Origin of the sequence: Variovorax pasteuri (assembly GCF_051216435.1) — a bacterium.
In the GTDB taxonomy this organism is placed as follows: domain Bacteria; phylum Pseudomonadota; class Gammaproteobacteria; order Burkholderiales; family Burkholderiaceae_C; genus Variovorax.
On sequence record NZ_JBPJZS010000001.1, the window covers coordinates 359,371 to 378,808 of the forward strand.

Below are 19,438 nucleotides of genomic sequence, written 5' to 3' on the forward strand. Positions count from 1 at the left end.
AGAGTGGGTTGCCAACGCGACCCACTCTTTTTGATTTTTAGGAGTCTCTCGCCATGATGGTCTTGTATTCAGGAACGACCTGCCCCTTTTCCCACCGTTGCCGTTTCGTGTTGTTCGAAAAGGGCATGGACTTCGAGATTCGCGACGTCGATCTCTACAACAAGCCCGAAGACATCAGCGTGATGAATCCGTACGGCCAGGTGCCGATCCTGGTCGAGCGCGACCTGATCCTGTACGAGTCGAACATCATCAACGAGTACATCGACGAGCGCTTCCCGCATCCGCAACTGATGCCCGGCGACCCGGTCGACCGCGCCCGCGTGCGCCTGTTCCTGCTCAACTTCGAGAAGGAACTCTTCGTGCATGTCGCCATGCTCGAGAACCGCACCACCAAGGGCAACGAGAAGGCGATCGAGAAGGCCCGTTCGCACATCCGCGACCGCCTCACGCAGCTGGCCCCCGTGTTCCTCAAGAACAAGTACATGCTGGGCGACAACTTCTCGATGCTCGACGTGGCCATTGCGCCGCTGCTCTGGCGCCTGGACTACTACGGCATCGACCTCAGCAAGAACGCTGCGCCGCTGCTGAAGTACGCCGAGCGCATCTTTTCGCGCCCCGCCTACATCGAGGCACTGACCCCGTCCGAAAAGGTCATGCGCAAGTAAGTAAGCTTCGTGCCTGCTTTCACTGTTCTTCGCCGTCCTTCATGATCAACGCGCTCGAGTCGTCTTCCACCCGCCCGTACCTCATCCGGGCGTTGTATGAATGGTGCACGGACAACGGGTTCACGCCCTATGTCGCCGTGCAGGTCGACGACACCGTCCAGGTGCCGCGCGAATACGTGAAGAACGGCGAGATCGTGCTCAACATCAGCTTCGACGCGACCAGCTCGCTCAAGCTGGGCAACGATTTCATCGAGTTCAAGGCCCGTTTCGCGGGCTCGGCGCGAGAAATCAGCGTGCCGGTGGGGCGCGTGATTGCTATCTACGCGCGCGAGAACGGACAGGGCATGGCGTTTCCTGCGCCTGTGCCGTCCGTTCCGGCGGACCTGCAGGGCGGCGACGCCCCGGCGGCCGTGCCGTCGCCGCAGGGCCCGGCGCGCATGCCCTTGCGTGACGCTTCGCGCGGCACCGAAGGCGACGCCGGCAAGGTCGTCCATCTGGTGACGGGCGAGGACAGCGACGAATCCGTCGTCGATGCCGGTGCAGGCACCGACCCGGTCGACGAGCCGCCACGCCCGCCGGTCAACGGTGGCGCACGACCGTCGCTCAAGCGCGTCAAGTAGGTGTGTGCAGGGGCGGGCGGCCATGCCGGCCGACGCCACTAGAATCACGCACTGGATTTCAGCCGCTTTAGCTCAATTGGTAGAGCACCCGCCTTGTAAGCGGAAGGTCGTCAGTTCGATTCCGACAAGCGGCACCATGCAAAGAGCCCCCAAGTCAGCAATGGCTTGGGGGTTTTTTCATGCCGATGCCTCTGTGGCAGCGGACTGCGCCACGCCCTGCATCAGCAGCCCCAGCATCGCCAGTTGCGCCACCAGCGCCGGCCGCTGTGCGGAGCGCAGGTTTTCCAGAACCGTGCCCAGCAGCGCCGCGCCCCGGTCGAGCCCGGCCTGCTTCAGTTGCAGCACCTGTGCCTCGGCACGCGACAGCGCATTGCCGCCCTGATGCCGAAGGCCCTGGCGCAGCCACAACGCCAGCAGCGCGAGCGTGTCGTTCGCGAGCGCGTTCAGCGCGGGCGCCTCGTCGACTTCGCTGTGCAGGCCCAGCGGCTGCGGCGCCTCCGTCTCGACCTGCAGCACCACGGCGCGTTGTGCGGTCAGTAGGCTCAGCGGCTGCATGACCGCCACGCCGCCTTGCAGGTGCACCGTGCCCGCCACGGCGCGCAGCGCGCCATGGTCGCCGGCGAGGGTGCGGGCCAGCGCATCGACCGCGCCCGGCGCCACCGCGCGGTGCGGCAGTGCCAGATGCAGCTGCTCTTCGGCGCGCACCGCTGCGGGTTCGCCTGCCTCGTCCACCAGCGTCTGCGTCTGCGCCTGTGCCTGCGCCAGCGCCGCATGCAGCACCTGCGCGGCCGCATCCCAGTGGCACGACACCACCTCCATGCGATCGAAGGCAACCACATGCAGCTGCCCCGAGGCCCCGGCGGACGCACCGCTCGCCGCCTGCCTGGGACGGACGAAATCGGGCGGCGCCTCGCGCAGGTGCGCCACCAGCGCGGCCACGCTGCCTTGCCGCAGCGGCGCGACGAGGTCGTTCCACGACGTGGGCGAGAGCGGCAGCACGCCCGTCTGCCGCGCGCCGGCCGTGATGTCGACCAGCCCGTTGGCGCGCCGCGTCGCGGTCTTGGTGATGACCTGCCCGCTCGCGAGCTGCCGCAGCGGAAAGCCCGCCACGCGCCGGTTCATCAGCGCCTGCGCCGCGCCGCCGGCCGCCGCGTCGGCCGCGCGCGTCCACTGGCGCTCCAGCACTGTCACGTTCTGCGTGTCGGGGTCGGCAAAGAGAATGCTCGCGCCTTCCGCCGTGTCGTCGGACCAGAGCTCGGCGCCGAGCGACACCAGCCGCAGGTGGTCGAGCGCCACTTCGCCCTTCACGCCGACGCCGAGGATCTGGCTTGCCAGCAGGGCCGGCCGCGGGGTGCCCGGCTGTTCCGCATGCGCCGCCGCCTGCAGCCGCGCCCACAACTCGGCCAGCACGCGCACCAGGCGCAGCGGCTCGAAGCGGCTGCTGCGTGCCTGCTGTGCCTGCAGCAGCTGCCACAGCTCGTCGAGCGCGTCGTCGACCCAGTTCCAGCCGAGCGCGCGGGCCTGTTCGCGCACGGCCTCGAAGCGCGCGGCGAGCGCCATCAGCGGCTGGCCCGAGCCGTCGAGCCAGAGCGAGAGCAGCAGGGCGTCGATATGAGCGCGCAGCGTGCGCGCAGCGTCGCCCTGCATCAGCGGCTGCTGTGCGCCCGCCGTTGCGTCCGCATCCGCCGACGTGGGCGGGCGGACTTCGACCATCGCTTCCGCGGCGCCCGGCGGCAGCGCGCCGGCTTGGCGGAACGCCCACACCGCGACCACCACGTGCGCGCAACCGCTGCCCTGCTTGCAGTCGCAGCGCGCATGCACGAGCGAGCTGCGCGAGAAGAAGCGCACGCTGCACATCGGCAGCCGCGCCACCGGCGGCGCGCTCGCGCTGCGCCACGCCTGCACGCCGACCACCGGCCGCGCGGCGGCGAGCTTGTTCGCCTGTTCGAGCACGGACGGCGCAAAGCTCGCGGCCAGCGCGGCGTCGTCGAACTGCGCGGGGTTCCAGGCGCCCTCGGACTCGGCGGGCGTATCGTCCGCGGCCGCAGGTGCCTGCGCTTTCGAAGACGCCGCCAGCGCCTGGTACGCCAGCACCAGCATCACGCGGTGCCTGCACATGCCGCTGGCCGGGCAACTGCACTGCGCATCGCGCAGGGTGCGCCCGGGCGGCAGGCTGGTGCGCACGCCGTCGTCGAAATGCGCCTGCACCACGCCGTCCGCACCGGCCTCCAGCCGCGGCAGCAGGCCGGCGGCCACGTCCTTCTGCGCACGCTTCACGAAGCCCGCGTTGGCCAGTGCCGTGAGCGCCTCGGGCGTCAGCTCCAGCAGGTCGGTGCGCCATGCGATGTCGCTGCTCATCCCTGCACCTTCTCTGCGAGCCAGCCGGCCAGTTGCCCGGGCGTCATCGCGCCGATCTGCGCGCCTTCGCGCACCAGCCGCGCGGCCATCTCGCGGTCGTAGTTGGGTTCGGCCTGTGCATCGAGCGCGGCCAGGCCCAGCACCTTGGCGCCAGACTCCACCAGCGCCTTCACGCGCCGCACCAGCTCGTGGGGGCTGCCGCCTTCGTAGAAGTCGCTCACCAGCACCACGATGCTGCGGGCCGGATTGGCGACGAGCGACTGCGCATAGCCCACCGCCTTCGCGATGTCGGTGCCGCCGCCCAGCTGCACCTTCATGAGCAGCTCGACCGGGTCGGACACGTCGGCCGTCAGGTCGACCACCGCCGTGTCGAAGGCCACCAGCCGCGTGCGCATGCCGGGCAGCTGCCACAGGCAGGCCGCCATCACCGCGCTGTGGATCACCGAGTCGACCATCGAGCCGCTCTGGTCGATCAGCAGGATGATGTCCCACGGCTCGGCATGCCGCTTCGTGCGGCTGATGAACACCGGCCGCTCCACGTAGAGCTTGCGGCGCTCGGGGTCGTAGCGGTGCAGGTTGGCCGCCAGCGTCTGCTTGAAGTCGAAGTTGCGCGCCACCTTCATGCGCGAGCGGCGGCGCCGGTCGCGGCTGCCGCTGAAGGCCTGGCGCACTTCGGTGGCGAGCTTCTCCATGATGCGGCGCACCACCTCGGCCACCAGCTTGCGCGCGGCCGCCAGCACCTCGGGGTTCATCAGGTGCTTGGTGTGCAGCACGGCGCGCAGCAGCGACTCCGACGGCTCGATGCGCTCCAGCACCTCGAGGTTGGTCACCACCTCGTCGATGCCGTAGCGCTCCACCGCGTCCTGCTCCAGCCGCTCGATCACTTCCTTCGGAAAGAGCGTGTGGATGGTGTTGATCCAGTCCGGCGTGCTGAGCGCCGAGGGGCCCAGGCCGGCGCTGCGTTCGCCGCGGCTCGCGCGGTCGCTGTCGCGGCCGTAGAGCCAGTCGAGCGCGGCGTCGGCCGCTTTCGCTTCGGCGCTCAGGCCGCCGCAGGCCGCCTCGGCCGGGTCGCCCAGCAGCAGGCGCCAGCGTTGCAGCGGGTCGGGAATGTCCAGGCTCATGGGTGAAGCGTTCCTTGCGTATCGTCGAGCGTCACGCCCCAGGCGGCGAGGCGCGCGAGCACGGCGTCTTCCACGCGGCGCGCCTCGGCCAGCTGCGCGGGCGCGGCCTCGCCGGCGCGGTGCGCCGTGAGCGTGCGGCGCGACAGGTGCGCGGCGTCGTGCAGCGCCAGCACCTGGTCGGCCAGCAGTCCGCGCTCCTGCGGCGGCAGCCAGGCGAAGGCGGCGCGCAGGCTGGGCATGGCGCGCACGAAGTCGGCGTTGTCCAGTGCCTGCACGGTGCGGTCCATGCCGGCGATGAAGGCGGGCTCGGACGCCAGCGTCTCGCGCGCCAGCGCCAGCAGGCCGGTGAGCGCATCGCCGAGCACGGGGGCGGTCAGCGAGTGCAGCAGCAGCATCGCCTCGCCCACGCCGTCTTCATGCGCTTGTGCATGCGGCAAGCGACCGGCCAGGCTCAGCGTGGCGCCCAGCGCCGCGCCGCGGCTCACGGGCGCGGCGCCGGCGTCGGCGGCCTTGCGCCGCCACACGGCGAGCGCGCGGGCGGGCTCCACGTCGAGCAGCGAGGGCGCGTGCATGTCGTGTGCGCCGTGGGCGTTGTCCTGCGCATGGGCCAGCACGTCGGCCACGATCTGGCGAAGCGCCAGGTGGCCTTCCAGGTGCGGCTGCATGTCGGCCGGCGCTACGGCGGCGGGCGGCTCCAGCAGCCACAGCGCGCGGTCGAAGCCCGCGCCGATCACCACGCGCAGCACCGGCGCGTCGGCCATGCCCAGCGTCTGGCCGTGGCGCAGCAGCGTGTGCAGCACCGACAGGGCGGGCCCCAGCGCCTCGAAGCGCGCTTCGTTGGCAATGGCGCCCTGCAGCTCGCGCAGCAACGCATCGCTGAGCGCCGACAGGCCCGCCCATGCGGCCTGGTTGAGGCCGTCGGCCAGCGGGGCGATCTGGCCTTGTGCCTGCCGCAGGTCGTCTTCCAGCCGGGCGCGCGCGGCGTCGTGCAGGCTTGCGCCCCAGGCGCCGGCCTCGATCAGCGCGGCCTGCTGTTCCAGCGGTTCGCCGAGCGACCAGAGTTCGGTGCGCTCGCCCGACATCGCGAGCTTCGGCCCCTGCGTGCGCCGCACGCCAGGCAGCCGCAGGATCGACAGCCGGTGCAGCACGCGGCTCTTCGCACGGTCGGCTTCGCCCAGCAAATCGAGCTTGAGCTGCCCGCGCAGCACGATGCCGTGCGCCGCCAGTTCGGCCTGCACCGCGGCCACCAGCGGCGGCTGCGGCGTGCCCGGCGCGAGGCGCCCGACGGTGTCGCCGGCCAGCACGTCCATGGCCTGCACCAGCACGGGATCGGTGCCGGGGCGCATGGCGCCGCGGTAGGTCCAGGGCAACGGGGCGTCGAGCGCGTCTTTCACCAGTGCGCCGGCCAGCGCGTCGAGCCAGTCGGAGCGCAGCGGCTTCTCGTGCCCGCGCAGCCGCGCGAGCCCTTGCGCGCGCAGGTGCACGGCCATCAGGTCGGCGGTGGAGGCAGGGAGCTTCTTCTCGCGCAGGCGCTGCATCACGTGCTGCAGCGCGCGGTGCGCCGCGCCTTCGGGGCCCACCTCCCACACCCACTGGTAGTAGGCCGGGGAGGGCATGCCCGAGGCATAGCCGGCGAAGGCGTCCAGGCGCTTGAAGGTGTAGGGCACGAGGTAGGACCCGAAGCGCAGCGGGGCTTGCGCATCGCGCGTGCCGGCGCCTTCTTCGTCTTCTTCGTCTGGCTCGGTGGATTCGTGCGAAGGCTCAGGCGTGGCGGGCAACTCGGCGGGCATGCCCGGCCACAGCCGCGCGAGCGCGGGCGCGTGGTAGCCGCCGCACACCACCAGCGCCTGCGCGCGGCCGGGCTCGGCCGGTTGCGCCATCGCCCAGGCGATCCAGCGCGCCATCATCTGTTCGCGCGCCTGGTTGCCCTGCGAGCCGGCGTCGTCGCCGCGCAGATGATCGAAGTAGGTGCCAAGGCGCTGCGCCAGTTCGGCCGCCTCGCAGCCGTCCTCGAACAGGTGGTCCCACAGCGCGTCGCGGCCCTGCACGGAAAGTTTCTCGGTCAGCGCGCGCTCGTAGGCTTCGGCGCGTTCCTCATGTGCATGGTCGGCCACGTCGGCATAGCGGTTCTCCATGTGCGAGAAGGCGCCGTGCCACGCGGGCAGGTCGATGAAGCGCACGGCCGCGCCCACCTCGCGCGCCACCGCCAGCGCCTGCCACTCGGGCGAATGCTCGGCAAAGGGCGACCACGAGCCGTGGTGCCGGTCGTCGCCCGACAGGTAGCTGTAGATCGCCACCGGCAAGCGGTGCGGCAGGTACAGCTCGTCGAGCCGCTCGTTGAAATCGGCCGGGCCTTCGATCAGCACGAACGCCGGGCGCAGCGTGCGGATGCGCTCGGCCACCAGCCGCGCGCAGGCCGGACTGTGATGGCGCACGCCGACGATGTGGGGCTGTGTCATCGCGGTATGGTCAGGGCAGGCGGTGGCGCGCTTCGTAGTACGCGCGCCAGTGGGCACCGTTGCGCTTGGCCGCCTTCTGCTCGAAGTAGCGCCGCAGCTTGGCGCGGTCGTCCGCGTTGTCCTTCACCACCGTGCCGGCGATGCAGTCGACCAGGTCGGCCGGCGAGCCTTCGCGCTGTTCGAGGAACCAGGCGCGCACGCCAACCGCATGCGCCACGTTCACCGCTTCGGCGGTCGACATGACGGCGGTGAGCTTGTCCATCGCGCCGTCGTTGCCCCCGTTGCCGTTGCCTTTTTCAGCCTTGCCAGGCGCGCCGCGCAGGTCGCGGAAGGTGGACACCAGCAGCTCCAGCACCGGCGCGGGCACGGTCTTCGGAATGCCGCTCTGCGCGAGCAGCCGCGCGGACGATTCCTGCACCAGCGCCAGTTCGCGGTCGAAGTCCAGGATGGGGAACACCGTCTCGAAGTCGAAGCGCCGCTTCAGCGCCGCGCTCATCTCGTTCACGCCGCGGTCGCGCGTGTTGGCGGTGGCGATGATGTTGAAGCCCTCGCGTGCGTAGAGCATGCCGTGCTCGCCCGCCAGTTCGGGCACCGCCATCACGCGGTCCGACAGCATGCCCAGCAGGCAGTCCTGCACCTCCAGCGGCGCACGCGTGATTTCCTCGAAGCGCACCACCTGGCCGCGCTGCATGCCCAGGTACAGCGGCGCGGGCACCATGGCGCGCGGGCTCGGACCTTCGTTGATGAGCAGCGCGTAGTTCCAGCCGTACTTGATCTGGTCTTCGGTGATCGACGCGCCGCCCTGGATGGTGAGCGTCGAGATGCCCGAGATGGCCGTGGCCAGCAGCTCCGACAGCATCGACTTCGCCGTGCCCGGCTCGCCCACCAGCATCAGCCCGCGGCCGGTGGCCAGCGTGACGAGCATGCGCTCGATGCTGGCCACGGGCGCGACGATCTTCGGCGCGATGCCGAGCGCCGCGTTGCCCAGGATGAACGAGCGCGCGGCTTTCAGGCCCAGTGCCCAGCCGGGCGGGCGCGGGTCGGTGTCCTGCGCCTGAAGGCGCGCGAGCTGATCGGCGTAGAGGATTTCCGCCGGCGGGCGTTGCAGCGCGGCGGCGCCGCCGGGCTGTGTGTCGGTCGGCTTGCGTGATGTGGCCATGGGTCGGGATCTGTGTGGATGTCGAATCGGATGATGGCGCCGGACTGTGCGGTGGCACGCGACCGGCGAGAACATAGCAGAGAGCTCTTTGCGCGGCGCCTTTGTCGGTCCTCAGCGCGCGCCCAGCGCGTCGATGTCGCGCACTGCCTCGCTGAAGACGATCGGGTCGAGTTCGCCGATGGGGTGCCCGTAGTGCAGCAGGCCCAGCGTCTGGTCTTCGCCGGCACCCGCGTTGTGCAGGCCGGGCCCGAAACGCAGCGCAAGCGTGCGGCCGCCGGGCAGCGCGCGCCAGGCGTGGTTGTAGGCGCCGCCTCCGTCGCGACCGCGCAGCCAGCCGCGCGACTCCAGTGCCCACAGCGGACCGGGCCGCGCGATGCGCCCCGACCAGCGCGCAAGCGCGGTCTGCGTGCGCTCTTCGTCGTGCGGCGCATGCACGGCGCGATGCAGCTGGTCGAAGGGCTGGATCAGCTCGTAGTCGGAGAATTGCTGCGAGAAGGCGGCAACCTGCGCGGCGCTCAGTTGCATCGGATGGGCGACGACGATGCGCGCGGCATCGTTGTTGCTGCCGTCGTCCAGGGGCCGCGGCGCTTCGTCGGCATCCACCCATTCGCCCTCCGCGTTCACGCGGAAGGCCGCGTGCAGCAGCGGCACGCCGCGCGCGTCGCGGCCATCGCCCGCCAGGCCCCAGACCAGTCGCTCAGCCAGGTGGCGCATCAGCGGATGCTCGGCGATGAAGCGGCGGAAGTCGGCGACCGGCCAGCTGCGGCCGGTGCCCATCGCGCGCTCGAGCCGCAGCGGCTGCTGGGCCGCGACGGTGGCCGCGTCCTGCTTGAGCGCCTTGAAGCGTGCCACGGCCGCCGCGGCGAGCTCGGCATCGTCGCTGGCACGCGGTCGCGGCGCCGTGGCCAGCCGCGCGCCGGGCCGGCCTTCGACCGACTCGCGCACGAAGGGCACCAGAGACTCGTCGAAGCCGACATGGAATTGGCGGGGACCGAAGTCCAGCAGCAGGCTGCCGCGCTCGTCCAGGCCGAGGTCGGGCGCGAGCCGGTCTTCCAGTTCGTCGCCGCGCAGGCCGCGTTCGGTGGCGGCCTGCGCGAGCTTCTCGACAGCGGTCTGCCGCACTGCGGCGATGCGGTTCTTGCGCGCGATCGCGTCGAGCTGCATCAGCGCGACGTCGCTGCCCAGGCGCGCGAGCGTTTCGAGCACCCAGCCGATACGCGTGGCAGTGCCGCCGGAGCCCGGCGCGCTCCAGCGCCGCACCAGGGCGCCGAGCCGGCGTGCCGTGTCGTCGGTGCCGACCAGACCGAGCGCGCGCAACGCCCAGTTGCCGGGCGCGCCGGCACCGGCCGCCTCCCACGACTCGCAGACGTCCCAGGCGAAGTCCGCCAGGCTCTGGGGATCGCAGGCGGCACGCACGTCGTCCAGTCCGGCATAACCCTGCGGCGAATCGGGGGCGAAGCCCAGCATCAGGCCCAGTGGATGCAGCGCCTCGTCGGGCAGCGGCAGGCCGTCTTCGCGCAGCCTCGGCTTGCGCCAGCCGGCGGGCTGCCAGAAGGCCGGCAGCTTGCTGCGCGCGTGGATGCGCGACGGAAAGTCCTGCAGGGGGTCTTCGGCCAGCAGGGCCTCGACGGCCGCCGGCACGGCCGTCGAGGCGTGGCGGCGTGCGACTGTGCGCACGGCCTCGGCCTGTCCCCGCGCCGCCAGGATGCGCAGCGCGGCGCGGGCCTGCTGGCGCGCTTCGCCGGGCGTGCCCAGCGCGGCCGGCAGCAGGCCGGCGACGGCGTGTTGCGCAAAGCGCGACAGCCATCGCAGGGCATCCGCGCGCCGCGTCGGCCGGCGCGCGATGGCCTGTGCCATGAAGGGCACGATCCGTGGCGCGCCGATGAAGCGCGCCACGAAGTGCTCGTCGCCGTCGTTGGCCAGCGCCTGCAGGAGGCCCGGCAGGGCGTGCGGGCCGAAGCGCGCGACAAAGCCTCCGGTGCGCGGCTCGGGCTTGCCGCTGCCGACGGCGTTCCAGAAGGCCAGCCCGGTGGCGGGCGGCAGGAACCATGCGGCCGCCACCGCCACGTAGTCGCCGTACTGGCGCCTGTCGGGTGCCGTTGCGTCGTGAGCCTGCTGCCAGTCGGCGATGAAGCGCTGCAGATCCTGCGGCGGGCGGGTGTGCAGTGCGGCGACCTCGTCCGGCGTCCAGCCGCGCAGCCGCTCGCAGACGGCTTGCTCGGCCTCCATCGGCTTGTCCAGGGTGTAGGGGCGGTCCCGCGCGATCCAGTGTTCGCGGATCTCGTCGCCCCAGTCTTCCTCGGGCGGTACGTCCAGCATGGGCAGGCCTTCAAGCACCAGCGTTTGTTCATCGGCAGGCCGTTGCATCCAGGGCGGCGCGGCCAGCACCGTGGGCCAGCGATCGCGCTCGGCGAACGCCGTGGGCGCCGAGCCGGCCTGATCGACGACCGCGCCGATCAGCCGCCGCACGGCGGGCGAGAGCGGCGCCAGCAGCGCGGACAGCCGCTCGCCGAGCGAGCCGGCCAGGGTCTTGAGCAGCGGCGTGAGGCGCGCGGCGCCGGCCTTGGGCAGGCCGCCGTCCTCGAGCACCCGCGCCAGCGCGAGAAAGCCGTGCTCCGGGCGCTCGCCCACGGCCCAGCCCAGTGCCTTGATGCAGGAGGCGTCGGCGGCGGCCAGGCGGGCCAGCGCTTCGGCGGCCTCGGGCGTGTCGAAGGCGGCCAGCGCCCAGGCCACGGCGGCGTTCTGGTGGCGCGATCCGAGGTCCAGCAGTATCGGCAGCAGCGCATCGTCGTGCGCGCGCAGCAGCACTGCCAGCAACGCGGGCCGGTCGAGCAGCGGCTCGCCGTTGCCCGCCACCTCGGCCAGCGGACGGCCCGCCGCCCAGGGCAGCCAGGGGCCGCGGCGCTCCAGTTGTCCGGGCGTGCCGTTGTCGAGCAGTTCCTGCGCGACGGCGCTCATCCCGGGCAGCACGATGGCGAAACGGGCGCGCGCCATGAGCGGCAGTTGCGGCTCCAGTTCGCGCATCCGGCCGATGCACGCGGCGCGCGTGTCCGCGTCCGCGAGCACCCAGTGGCCGCGCAGCTGCCACAGCGGGCTTTGCGGCTGGCCCCAGAACGCGTGGTCATCGTCGTCCAGGGGAAGGTCCTGCCGCAGCGTGCTGACGCCGCCGCGTTCGCTGCGCCAGCGCGCCGCATGCAGCAGCGCGTCGAAGGCCGCGCCCACGCCGTGCTGCAGTGCCAGCCAGTGCACCAGCGCGTCGCCCAGGTCGTCGTGCCCGCTGTAGGCCTGCTGGCGGCTGCGCGCGAGCATCAGGCCCAGGAGCCGCGTGTCGGCCGCATCCATCGCGCCTTCGAGCCAGGCCCGCGTGGCGGGTCGCCGCAGGCTCAGGGGCTCGGGCAGCAGCGCGCTGACCCAGTATTCGCCGCCCTTGTCGAGCACCCGCTTGCGCAGTGCGGGCAGTGCCGTGGGCCTGGGCGGCAGCCTGGCGCCGGGTTCGCCGGGCGGCAGGGCATTCTGGAGTTCAGGGGGGAGCGCCGGCGCGCCGCTCATGCCCGCAGGCCTTCCATGTCGCGGATCAGTTCACTCGCGGAAATCGGGTCGAGCTGGTTCAGCGTTTCCGCATCCTGCATGTCGCCCCAGCCCGAGGGCTTGCCGACCTGCACCTGGCCCAGCGTCTGCTCGGGGTACTCGTCCACCATGCCGACGATGATGCCGGGGTCCAGGCTGAGCTCGATCACGCGGCTCGTGCCCAGCGGCTTGCTGAAGTACCAGATGCAGCCCGCGTCCTGGGCCTGGCCGCGGCGCCAGCCCTTGTTGGCCAGCCCCAGCACGCGGCCCGTGGGCACCTTGACGTCTTTCCAGCGTTCGAGCTTCAGGCTCTTCTTCTCTTCGTCGGTCAGTGTGTACACGTCGCGGCCGATCTGCGCGAAGGGCTGCAGCAGCTCGTAGTCGGCGAACACCTGGCCGAAGGCCGCGGCGTCGGCGGCCGGCAGGTCCAGCGCATGCGGCACACCGATGCGGATGTTCGTGCCGTGGCCTGGTTCCGGCAACTCGAACGCGTCGTCTTCGGCCGTGGTGTAGCTGCCGTCCTCCGCCACGCGGAAGCACGCCTGCAGCGTGCCGCCGTAGTTGGCGTCGCCTTCCACCGCATACACGCCCCAGATCAGCCGCTGCACGATGTGGCGCACCAGCGGATGCTCGACCAGGAACATGCGGAACACCTCGGGCGTCCAGCGGCGGCGCGCGCACATCGCCACCTCCAGGCGCAGCAGCTGCTGGCTGGCGATGGTGCGTGCATCCTTCTTCAGCAGCTTGAAGCGCTCGACGGCTTCCTTGCTCAGTTCTGCGTCGTCGGTCTTCTTGGGCTTGGGCAGGTCGGGCAGGCGGGCGCCGTCCACACCGTCGGTCGTCTCGCGCACATAGGGCTTGAGCGTTTCGTCGAAGCCCACCTTGAACGCGCGCGGGCCGAAGTCCAGCCGCATCGTGCCCTGCTCGTCCAGGCCGAGGTCGGGCGCGAGGCGGTCTTCGAGCTCTTCGGTGCTCAGGCCGCGCGCTTCGGCAATGGCGTCGATCTTCTCGCGCGCCTTGTCCTGCAGGCCCTTGAACTTGACCTTCTGCGCAATGCCGTTGAGAAGCATCAGCGCCACGTCGCTGCCGATGGTGGCCAGCACGTCCAGCCCGGTCACGGCGCGCGCATGCGCCGCCTCGCCGGGCCACGCGCGAATGAAGGGCGTGAGCTTGCGCGCGGTGTCGTCGTTGCCGAACTGGCCCAGCATGGTGAGCGCCCAGCCTTCCTTGCTCGGGCCGCCGGCTTCGAGCCAGGCGGTGAAGGCGTCCCAGGCGAACTCGGCCAGCGAGACGGCGTCGCAGGCTTCCCTGACCACGGCGATGCCGCCGTAGACCTCTTCGTTGGTCGGAAAGGTCAGCATCTGGCCGAGGTTGTCGAGCGCGTCGTCGGGCAGGGCCTTGCCGTTCTTCAGCGCGGGCCGGCGCCAGCTGCGCGGCTGCCAGAACTCGGGCAGCTTGGCGCGCTTGGTGGGGAAGCGGTCGAGCGGGCTTTCGTCGAGCACGGCGCGCAATGCTTCCACCACTTCGGGCTTGCCGTAGCGGCCGGCCACCTCGAGCAGCAGCGCCTCGTGGCCGTTGGCCTGCAGCAGGCGCAGCGCGGAGCCGGCGCAGTCGCGCGCCTCGCCGGCCTTGCCGAGCGCCGGCGCAATCAGGCCGCAGGCGGTGTGCTCGGGGTACTTCAGCAGCCAGGCGCGGCCTTCGGCGCGCAGCGTCTTCAGCTTGGCGAAGGCGCGTGCCGCGGGCATGGCCAGTTCGGCCGCGCCGTAGTTCAGCGCATACGAGAGGTTCTCGGTAGGCTTGGTGCGCACCATGGCCACCAGGCCCGGCAGCACGGCCAGGCCGTGGGTGGCCAGGATGAGCCCGATGTCGTCGCTCTCGGCCTCACCGGCCACGGCGTTCCAGAACGGCACGCCGACGGCGGCGGGCAGCAACGCGGCATAGGCCGAGTCGAAGCGAAACCAGTAGTAGCGCTCCTTCTTGCGCTCGGCCACCATCGCGCGCCAGTGGGTGATGAGCGCGTCGGCGTCGCCGGCCTTCACGGCCTCGACCGCCAGCTTGCCCAGCGGGCCGATCGTCTTCTGCTTCGACTTGTCGAAACCCAGTTCGTCCATCAGCACCGACAGGTCCTGGCGCGCCGATGCATGGCGGTTCATTTGCCAGGAGTTGATGCGCAGCGCCTTCTCGCGTTCGCCTTCCTGCCATTGCTCCACGGGCGTCGATGCCAAGGGTTCCAGCGCGAGCGCGCCGGCCGCCTTCTTCTGCACCTTGGCCAGCCACGGCGGCGCCACCAGCACGCCAGGCAGCTCGCTCGCGTCGGCCACCTCGGTGGGGCCGGCCAGCAGCGCCAGTTGCTGGTCGATCACGGCCTGCGCGCCCGCGTCGAGCCAGGGCCGCAGCGCGGGCAGGGCCGCGCCGTGCGCGCGCAGCAGCCGCGTGAGGCTGGGCTTGACGAGGTTCGCGTCCTTGCCGCCTGCCGCGACCAGCCGCGACAGCGCGGGAATCGCCGCCATCGGCCAGCGGTCGACCGACAGCGCCAGGCGTGCCAGCGCGCCCTTCGACGTGCTCGCCACGCGGGCCAGCGCCAGCACCGCATCGGGCGTGCCGATGCAGGCGAGCGCGTCGCCCGCGTCGTCGGTGGCCGCGCCGCGCTCCAGCACGGGAACCGCGTCGACCCCTCGCTCCTGCGCCAGCGTGCTGGTCATGGGGCCGTTGCCCCAGAAGCCGCTCGAATAGCTCAGCCGCACCTTCGCGGCCAGCGCCACGGCGTCGGGGTCGGTGGCTGTCAGCTGCAGCCAGTGCATCGTCTCGGGCGCGGGCTTCGCGGCCGCGAGCGCATGCACCAGCGCGTTGGAAATTTCGGGCGCATCGGGCAGCAGCATCGCCAGCGCGGGCTGGCGGCTCGGGTGCACGCGGGGCAGGCCGGCCTCGATGCGGTCGCGGCAGTCCTGCCAGACCTCGGGCGCGGCCAGCGCCAGCTGCGCGCGGAAGGCCTGCTCGCCTTCACCCAAGGGGCCGTAGTAGGCGCTGCCCATCTGCTTGGAGACGCTGGCGCTGAAGCTGTAGTGGTGCTTCTTCGCCGCCCGGTCGTAGTCGGACTGCACCTCGATCTGTTGCGCGGCCAGCAGGATGTCGACGGCGCCCGGCAGGCCGTATTGCGCCGCCAGGTAGGGCACCAGCTCCGCGCCCATCTGGCTGTTGCCGTGGTTGCCGCTGCTCAGCGCAAGCGCCAGCAGCACCGTGTCGGCCTCGGCATCGGCCGCGGGAATGGGCTGCGTGCTGCGGTCGATCATGCGCTGCGTGGCGTCGCGCAGCACCGCGTCGGTGCCGGTCATGTTCACGTGGAGTTCGAGCTTGCGGCGCACCGGCAGCCAGGCTGCGCCCACGCTCACCGGCGGCTCGAACGGCTTGGGCGGAAAGCGGCGCGAGGGGAATGCTTCGCGCAGCATGTCGGGCGTGAGCCGCATCGGCGTGCCGGCGGCGAGCCAGGGCGGTGTGTCGGCGCTGACGGGGACTTCCGAGGCCGGTGCGGACGAGGCCGCGGCCTGCGTGGTCGAGGCCGAGGTGCCCAGTTCTTTCGCGATGGCCTGCGCGTCCTTGGTTGGCGAGCAACTGGTGCCCCAGCCCTCCAGCAGACCCGCGGATTGCAGCCGCTTGAAGGCGAGCGCGGCGCCTTGTTCGCTCACGCCGTGCTGGCGCTTGAGGCTGGCGGGCGAGAGCGTGTCCTTGCGGGTGAGCGTGCCCTCTTCGATCTGCGAGCGCACGCTTTCGAACACGCGGTCGGCCTGGCTGTCGATGCCTTCGGCGGGCGCGTCCGCCGCTGCGGTGTCGCTTGCTGGCGCGGCCTTCGCGGCCGATGCAGCCGTGGCCTTTTCCGGTGCCGCCTCGGCCTTCGCCTTCGTCTCGGGCTTCGTCTCTGCCTTCGCCTCGGTCTTGCCGATGGCCGCACCCGCCGCCACGCCCACTTCGCTGTAGCCCTTGCCCGTCTTCTCGGCCACCAGCTTGGTCAGCGCGGTGGCGGCCTTGGCGGCGTCGGCGAACGACTTGGTCTGGCTCTGGCCCGCGGTGCCAATGCGGCCCCAGCGGATGTTGAGGTCGGTGTCCGACTGCTCCACTTCCCAGAATTTGCTGGCGGTTCCTTCGATCAGTTCAAAACGGCGCATGGAAAAAACGTCCTCCTGTGAATGCATGGAGCGCCCGCGCGCGATGCGCGCAGCGCTGGATGTGGGGCGGATGAATGAGAGGGCCCTGGCAGCCCGGACCTGTCAGCCACGCGAAGGCGGTGCCGTCGGCGGTGCTGAGAAAACAGGCAGTGCGAAAGCATGGAATCTCATGCCTGAATCATGCACTGTGCCTCGCGGGACGCGAGGTAAGAAGAAGGTTCGAAAGCCGGACGCGCCGCTGGCGTGCCTCGCGCGCCCTTGCTGTCAGCCCTGCGCCGCGCTTCCCGAATTTTCCCCGGCGAACGCATAGGACGGCCCCATGCGCTGCCGCTTGCAATGGCGCAGTGCGCGATCGGCCGATTCGAGCAGGCGCGCCAGCGTGTCGCCGTCGGCAGGGTGGCATGCGATGCCCATGCTGAGCTCGCCGCCCGCGAGCAGCCGGCCTTCGAAGGCCACCGGCGTGGCGCCCGCGGTCTCGATGCGGATCGCCATCTCCGCGAGTTTCTGCCGCGCCGGGTTGCCGGCCAGCAGGATCGCGAACTCGTCGTCGCCCAGGCGGGCCACCATGTCGTCGGCGCGCACCTGCTGGCGCAGGCGCTGCGCGATGGCGGCCAGCACCGCGTCGCCGCCCGCGCGGCCGTGGCGTTCGTTCACGCGCTTGAAGCCGTTCAGGTCGACCATCATCAGCGAGAAGGGACGGCCTTCGCGCAACCATTCCGCGCCGCGGCTTTCCAGGCCCGCGCGGCTGGTGGCGCCGGTGAGCGCGTCGGTGCCCATGGCGCCCATCAGGGCCTGCGTGCGTTGTTCCAGCGCCTTCTCGGCGCGCAGCACCTGGCGGATGCGCGCGGCCAGCGCAAGCGCCAGCAGCGCGAGTTCGGCGATCACGGCGGCCTGCGCGGTATTCATGCGCAGCGCGGTCCAGGGCTGTTCGGCCCAGGCCGGCAGCGGCGTGGCCGAGATGCCGGCCAGCAGCAGCACGGCACCCGCGCAGAACAAGGCCACCGTCCAGGGCAACGCGCGCCACGCCAGCAGCGCACCCACCGCGAGCAGCACGGTGGAGGCCACCACCAGCCCCTGCACCGCGCGCAGCGTCCAGCCCAGCCGGTTGTCGAGCGCGGCGAAGAGCAGGGTGAGGCCGAGCGCGGCCAGCAGCACCAGCGCGGCCTTGTCCAGGCGCGGCGCGAAATGCCGCATGCGCAGCAGCTGCCGCGCGAACTGCAGCCGGCACGCGGCCCACAGCACCAGCGCCGCGGCCGGCCAGTGCGCGAATGCATCGTGGGGCGCCAGGCTGTTCCATCCGGCAAAGGCGGCCAGCGCGAAGCCGCAGGCCAGCACGTACCAGACATGGATGAACGTGCCGAACACCAGCAGCAGCACGAGGCCGCAGACCATCAGGCCCGCCAGCAGGCCATGGCTCGCACCGTCGGTCATGAGCGACGGTCCTGGGTGGAGGAAAAGCGGGAGCAGGGGCTGGGCGGCATCCGGGTAAGTCGAGGCACGGGCACTGACGAAAGACGAGGTCTCCGATCGTATGCCTGAAGCGCCCACCGCCTATGCGCTGCGTCTCAGAAATCTTCAGGCCGCGCCCACGCTGCCCGTCACCGGCAGCACGATACCGGTGATGTAGCTGGCGCAACTCGGCGCGGCAAGGAACACGTAGGCCGGCGACAGTTCCTCGGGCTGGGCCGGCCGCTTCATGTCGGTGTCCTTGCCGAAGTTCTTCACGTCCTCGGGCGCCTTGTCGGCGGGGTTCAGCGGGGTCCACACCGGCCCCGGCGCCACCGCGTTCACGCGGATGCCCTTGTCCAGCAGGTTGCTGGCCAGCGCCTTGGTGAAGGCGTGGATGGCGCCCTTGGTGGTCGAGTAGTCCAGCAACTGCGCGCTGCCTTCCAGCCCCGTGACCGAGCCGGTGTTGATGATCGAGCCGCCCTTGCGCAGGTGCGGCACCGCGGCGCGCGCCATCTGGAAATAGCCGAACACGTTGGTGCGCAGCGTGAGGTCGAAGCGCTCGTCGGTGATGTCCTCGATGGATGCCGCGTGCAACTGGAAGGCGGCGTTGTTGACGAGGATGTCGAGCTTGCCGAAGGCCTTGACGGTCTTGCCGACCGCCTTGTCGCAGAACGCCGGCTTGCGCACGTCGCCCTTGACGAGCAGGCAGCGCGCGCCTTCGGCTTCCACATGGCGCCGTGTCTCCTGTGCGTCGGTGTCTTCGTCGAGGTAGACGATGGCCACGTCCGCGCCTTCGCGTGCGTAGAGCACCGCCACCGCGCGCCCGATGCCGGAGTCGCCGCCGGTGATCAGCGCGGTCATGCCCTTGAGCTTGCCGCTGCCCTTGTAGTCCGGCGCTTCGAAGCGCGGCCGCAGCGCCATGCCGGCTTCGTGGCCGGGCTTGTCCAGATGCTGGGTCGGCAACGGCGTGGCGGGTTGCGGCCGGGGGCCGGCCTGCACCGCTGCCTTCTTCGCTTTCTTCTCTGTCTTTTTCGTGGCCGCAGGCTTGGCGCTGTCCCGCGCGTCCTGTTTGCGCTGCGCGGCGCGGGCGGTGGTGCTGGCTGACTTCATGGACGGCATCTCCTGTGGCAAATGACCACGGTAGAACGCGTGCGCCCGGCGCGGCCGTAGGAGTCCGCCGCCAAAACACGCCCGCCACCCCCGGCCCGCCAACCCGGCCTGATTGCCGACCCTCTTTCAAGCAGTGCCGACGCCAGCCTACGCGTGGCGCGGCGGCCGGCGGGCGATAAACACGCTGCCATGCCAACGCCTCCGAAACAACCCCAGAAGAATCCGTCGATCGGTGAGCTGACCCACCGCAACATCGAAGCCATCCTCTGCCTGGAGGAGGGCAACCGCCGCTCGAAGCCCGCGCTCTACAAGCTGGTGGCGCGCATGTCGCGCTTCTGCGGCACGGTGGCCTTCCTGTGGTGGAACCTGAGTTTCTTCGCGCTGTGGATCGTGCTCAACCAGTGGGTGTGGAAGATCGACCCGTACCCCTTCACCTTCCTGCTGTTCCTGGTGTCGATCGAGGCCATCGTGCTTGCCATCATGATCCTCATCAGCCAGAAAATGTCCGACGAGGAGAACGAGCGCCGCCACCACCTGGACCTGCAGATCAACCTGCTGAACGAGCGCGAGATGACCGCCATGCTGCGGCTGGTGACCCGCATGGCCGAGAAGATGGAGCTGCCGCCCGAGGCCGACGACGAAGTGAAGGCGCTGACCGAGCGCACCGACCCGAGCAAGGTGCTGCACCAGATCGTGTCCGCCGAGGCTGCGCACGGCAAGGGCGCCTGAAGCGCCCCTTGCGCCCCTTGCGCCGCTTTGCGCGCTGCAAC

11 protein-coding genes and 1 tRNA gene are annotated in these 19,438 nt (G+C 71.1%); 4 read left to right on the top strand and 8 right to left on the bottom strand.

All coding sequences use genetic code 11. The features are described 5' to 3' along the window. The first annotated feature begins 53 nt into the window (after positions 1 to 53). The 3 genes from ACSFBM_RS01645 to ACSFBM_RS01655 all read left to right on the top strand — a co-directional run bounded on the left by ACSFBM_RS01645 (position 54) and on the right by ACSFBM_RS01655 (position 1,422). On the top strand, positions 54 to 665 hold the full coding sequence (locus ACSFBM_RS01645; RefSeq protein ID WP_435444840.1) for a glutathione S-transferase N-terminal domain-containing protein: 612 nt from the start codon (positions 54 to 56) through the stop codon (positions 663 to 665). A gap of 41 nt (positions 666 to 706) precedes the next feature. Further along, positions 707 to 1,285, top strand: coding sequence for a ClpXP protease specificity-enhancing factor (locus tag ACSFBM_RS01650; protein WP_435482839.1), 579 nt, complete (start codon positions 707 to 709; stop codon positions 1,283 to 1,285). Positions 1,286 to 1,346: 61 nt separating this feature from the next. Next, positions 1,347 to 1,422 (top strand) — tRNA-Thr (locus ACSFBM_RS01655). A 40-nt stretch (positions 1,423 to 1,462) separates the two neighbouring features. Here ACSFBM_RS01655 and ACSFBM_RS01660 read toward each other — a convergent pair. The 8 genes from ACSFBM_RS01660 to ACSFBM_RS01695 all read right to left on the bottom strand — a co-directional run bounded on the left by ACSFBM_RS01660 (position 1,463) and on the right by ACSFBM_RS01695 (position 18,668). Continuing rightward, entirely contained in the window at positions 1,463 to 3,643 is a 2,181-nt protein-coding gene (locus ACSFBM_RS01660) for an SWIM zinc finger family protein (protein ID WP_435482840.1), read from the bottom strand. Then, positions 3,640 to 4,764 (bottom strand): VWA domain-containing protein, encoded by a 1,125-nt coding sequence (locus ACSFBM_RS01665; RefSeq protein ID WP_435482841.1) that lies wholly within the window; start codon positions 4,762 to 4,764, stop codon positions 3,640 to 3,642. Before ACSFBM_RS01665 ends, ACSFBM_RS01660 begins: the two co-directional genes overlap by 4 nt. After that, positions 4,761 to 7,223 (bottom strand): DUF5682 family protein, encoded by a 2,463-nt coding sequence (locus ACSFBM_RS01670; RefSeq protein ID WP_435482842.1) that lies wholly within the window; start codon positions 7,221 to 7,223, stop codon positions 4,761 to 4,763. Before ACSFBM_RS01670 ends, ACSFBM_RS01665 begins: the two co-directional genes overlap by 4 nt. Positions 7,224 to 7,233: 10 nt before the next feature. Beyond that, a complete protein-coding gene (locus tag ACSFBM_RS01675) occupies positions 7,234 to 8,382 on the bottom strand; it encodes an ATP-binding protein (protein ID WP_435482843.1) in 1,149 nt (382 codons plus the stop codon). A 111-nt stretch (positions 8,383 to 8,493) separates the two neighbouring features. Next, positions 8,494 to 11,931 (bottom strand): DUF4132 domain-containing protein, encoded by a 3,438-nt coding sequence (locus tag ACSFBM_RS01680; RefSeq protein WP_435482844.1) that lies wholly within the window; start codon positions 11,929 to 11,931, stop codon positions 8,494 to 8,496. Beyond that, positions 11,928 to 16,109: a WGR and DUF4132 domain-containing protein gene (locus ACSFBM_RS01685; RefSeq protein ID WP_435482845.1), complete on the bottom strand. Its 4,182-nt coding sequence runs from the start codon at positions 16,107 to 16,109 to the stop codon at positions 11,928 to 11,930. The genes ACSFBM_RS01680 and ACSFBM_RS01685 overlap by 4 nt, the downstream gene beginning before the upstream one ends. Before the next feature lie 264 nt (positions 16,110 to 16,373). Further along, positions 16,374 to 17,540, bottom strand: a complete 1,167-nt coding sequence (locus ACSFBM_RS01690; protein WP_435482846.1) for a GGDEF domain-containing protein — start codon at positions 17,538 to 17,540, stop codon at positions 16,374 to 16,376. Between the two features lie 144 nt (positions 17,541 to 17,684). Further along, a complete protein-coding gene (locus ACSFBM_RS01695; RefSeq protein ID WP_435482847.1) occupies positions 17,685 to 18,668 on the bottom strand; it encodes an SDR family oxidoreductase in 984 nt (327 codons plus the stop codon). A 189-nt stretch (positions 18,669 to 18,857) separates the two neighbouring features. On the opposite strand from ACSFBM_RS01695, the gene ACSFBM_RS01700 reads away from it, so the two are divergent. Beyond that, a complete protein-coding gene (locus ACSFBM_RS01700; RefSeq protein WP_435482848.1) occupies positions 18,858 to 19,397 on the top strand; it encodes a DUF1003 domain-containing protein in 540 nt (179 codons plus the stop codon). Positions 19,398 to 19,438: the final 41 nt, after the last annotated feature.

Excerpts from the sequence above, each read along its gene's own strand:
- ACSFBM_RS01695 (WP_435482847.1), bottom strand. The coding sequence starts at position 18,668 with ATGAAGTCAGCCAGCACCACCGCCCGCGCCGCGCAGCGCAAACAGGAC.
- ACSFBM_RS01700 (WP_435482848.1), top strand. The coding sequence starts at position 18,858 with ATGCCAACGCCTCCGAAACAACCCCAGAAGAATCCGTCGATCGGTGAG.
- ACSFBM_RS01690 (WP_435482846.1), bottom strand. The coding sequence starts at position 17,540 with ATGACCGACGGTGCGAGCCATGGCCTGCTGGCGGGCCTGATGGTCTGC.
- ACSFBM_RS01680 (WP_435482844.1), bottom strand. The coding sequence starts at position 11,931 with ATGAGCGGCGCGCCGGCGCTCCCCCCTGAACTCCAGAATGCCCTGCCG.
- ACSFBM_RS01685 (WP_435482845.1), bottom strand. The coding sequence starts at position 16,109 with ATGCGCCGTTTTGAACTGATCGAAGGAACCGCCAGCAAATTCTGGGAA.
- ACSFBM_RS01660 (WP_435482840.1), bottom strand. The coding sequence starts at position 3,643 with ATGAGCAGCGACATCGCATGGCGCACCGACCTGCTGGAGCTGACGCCC.
- ACSFBM_RS01670 (WP_435482842.1), bottom strand. The coding sequence starts at position 7,223 with ATGACACAGCCCCACATCGTCGGCGTGCGCCATCACAGTCCGGCCTGC.
- ACSFBM_RS01650 (WP_435482839.1), top strand. The coding sequence starts at position 707 with ATGATCAACGCGCTCGAGTCGTCTTCCACCCGCCCGTACCTCATCCGG.
- ACSFBM_RS01665 (WP_435482841.1), bottom strand. The coding sequence starts at position 4,764 with ATGAGCCTGGACATTCCCGACCCGCTGCAACGCTGGCGCCTGCTGCTG.
- ACSFBM_RS01645 (WP_435444840.1), top strand. The coding sequence starts at position 54 with ATGATGGTCTTGTATTCAGGAACGACCTGCCCCTTTTCCCACCGTTGC.
- ACSFBM_RS01675 (WP_435482843.1), bottom strand. The coding sequence starts at position 8,382 with ATGGCCACATCACGCAAGCCGACCGACACACAGCCCGGCGGCGCCGCC.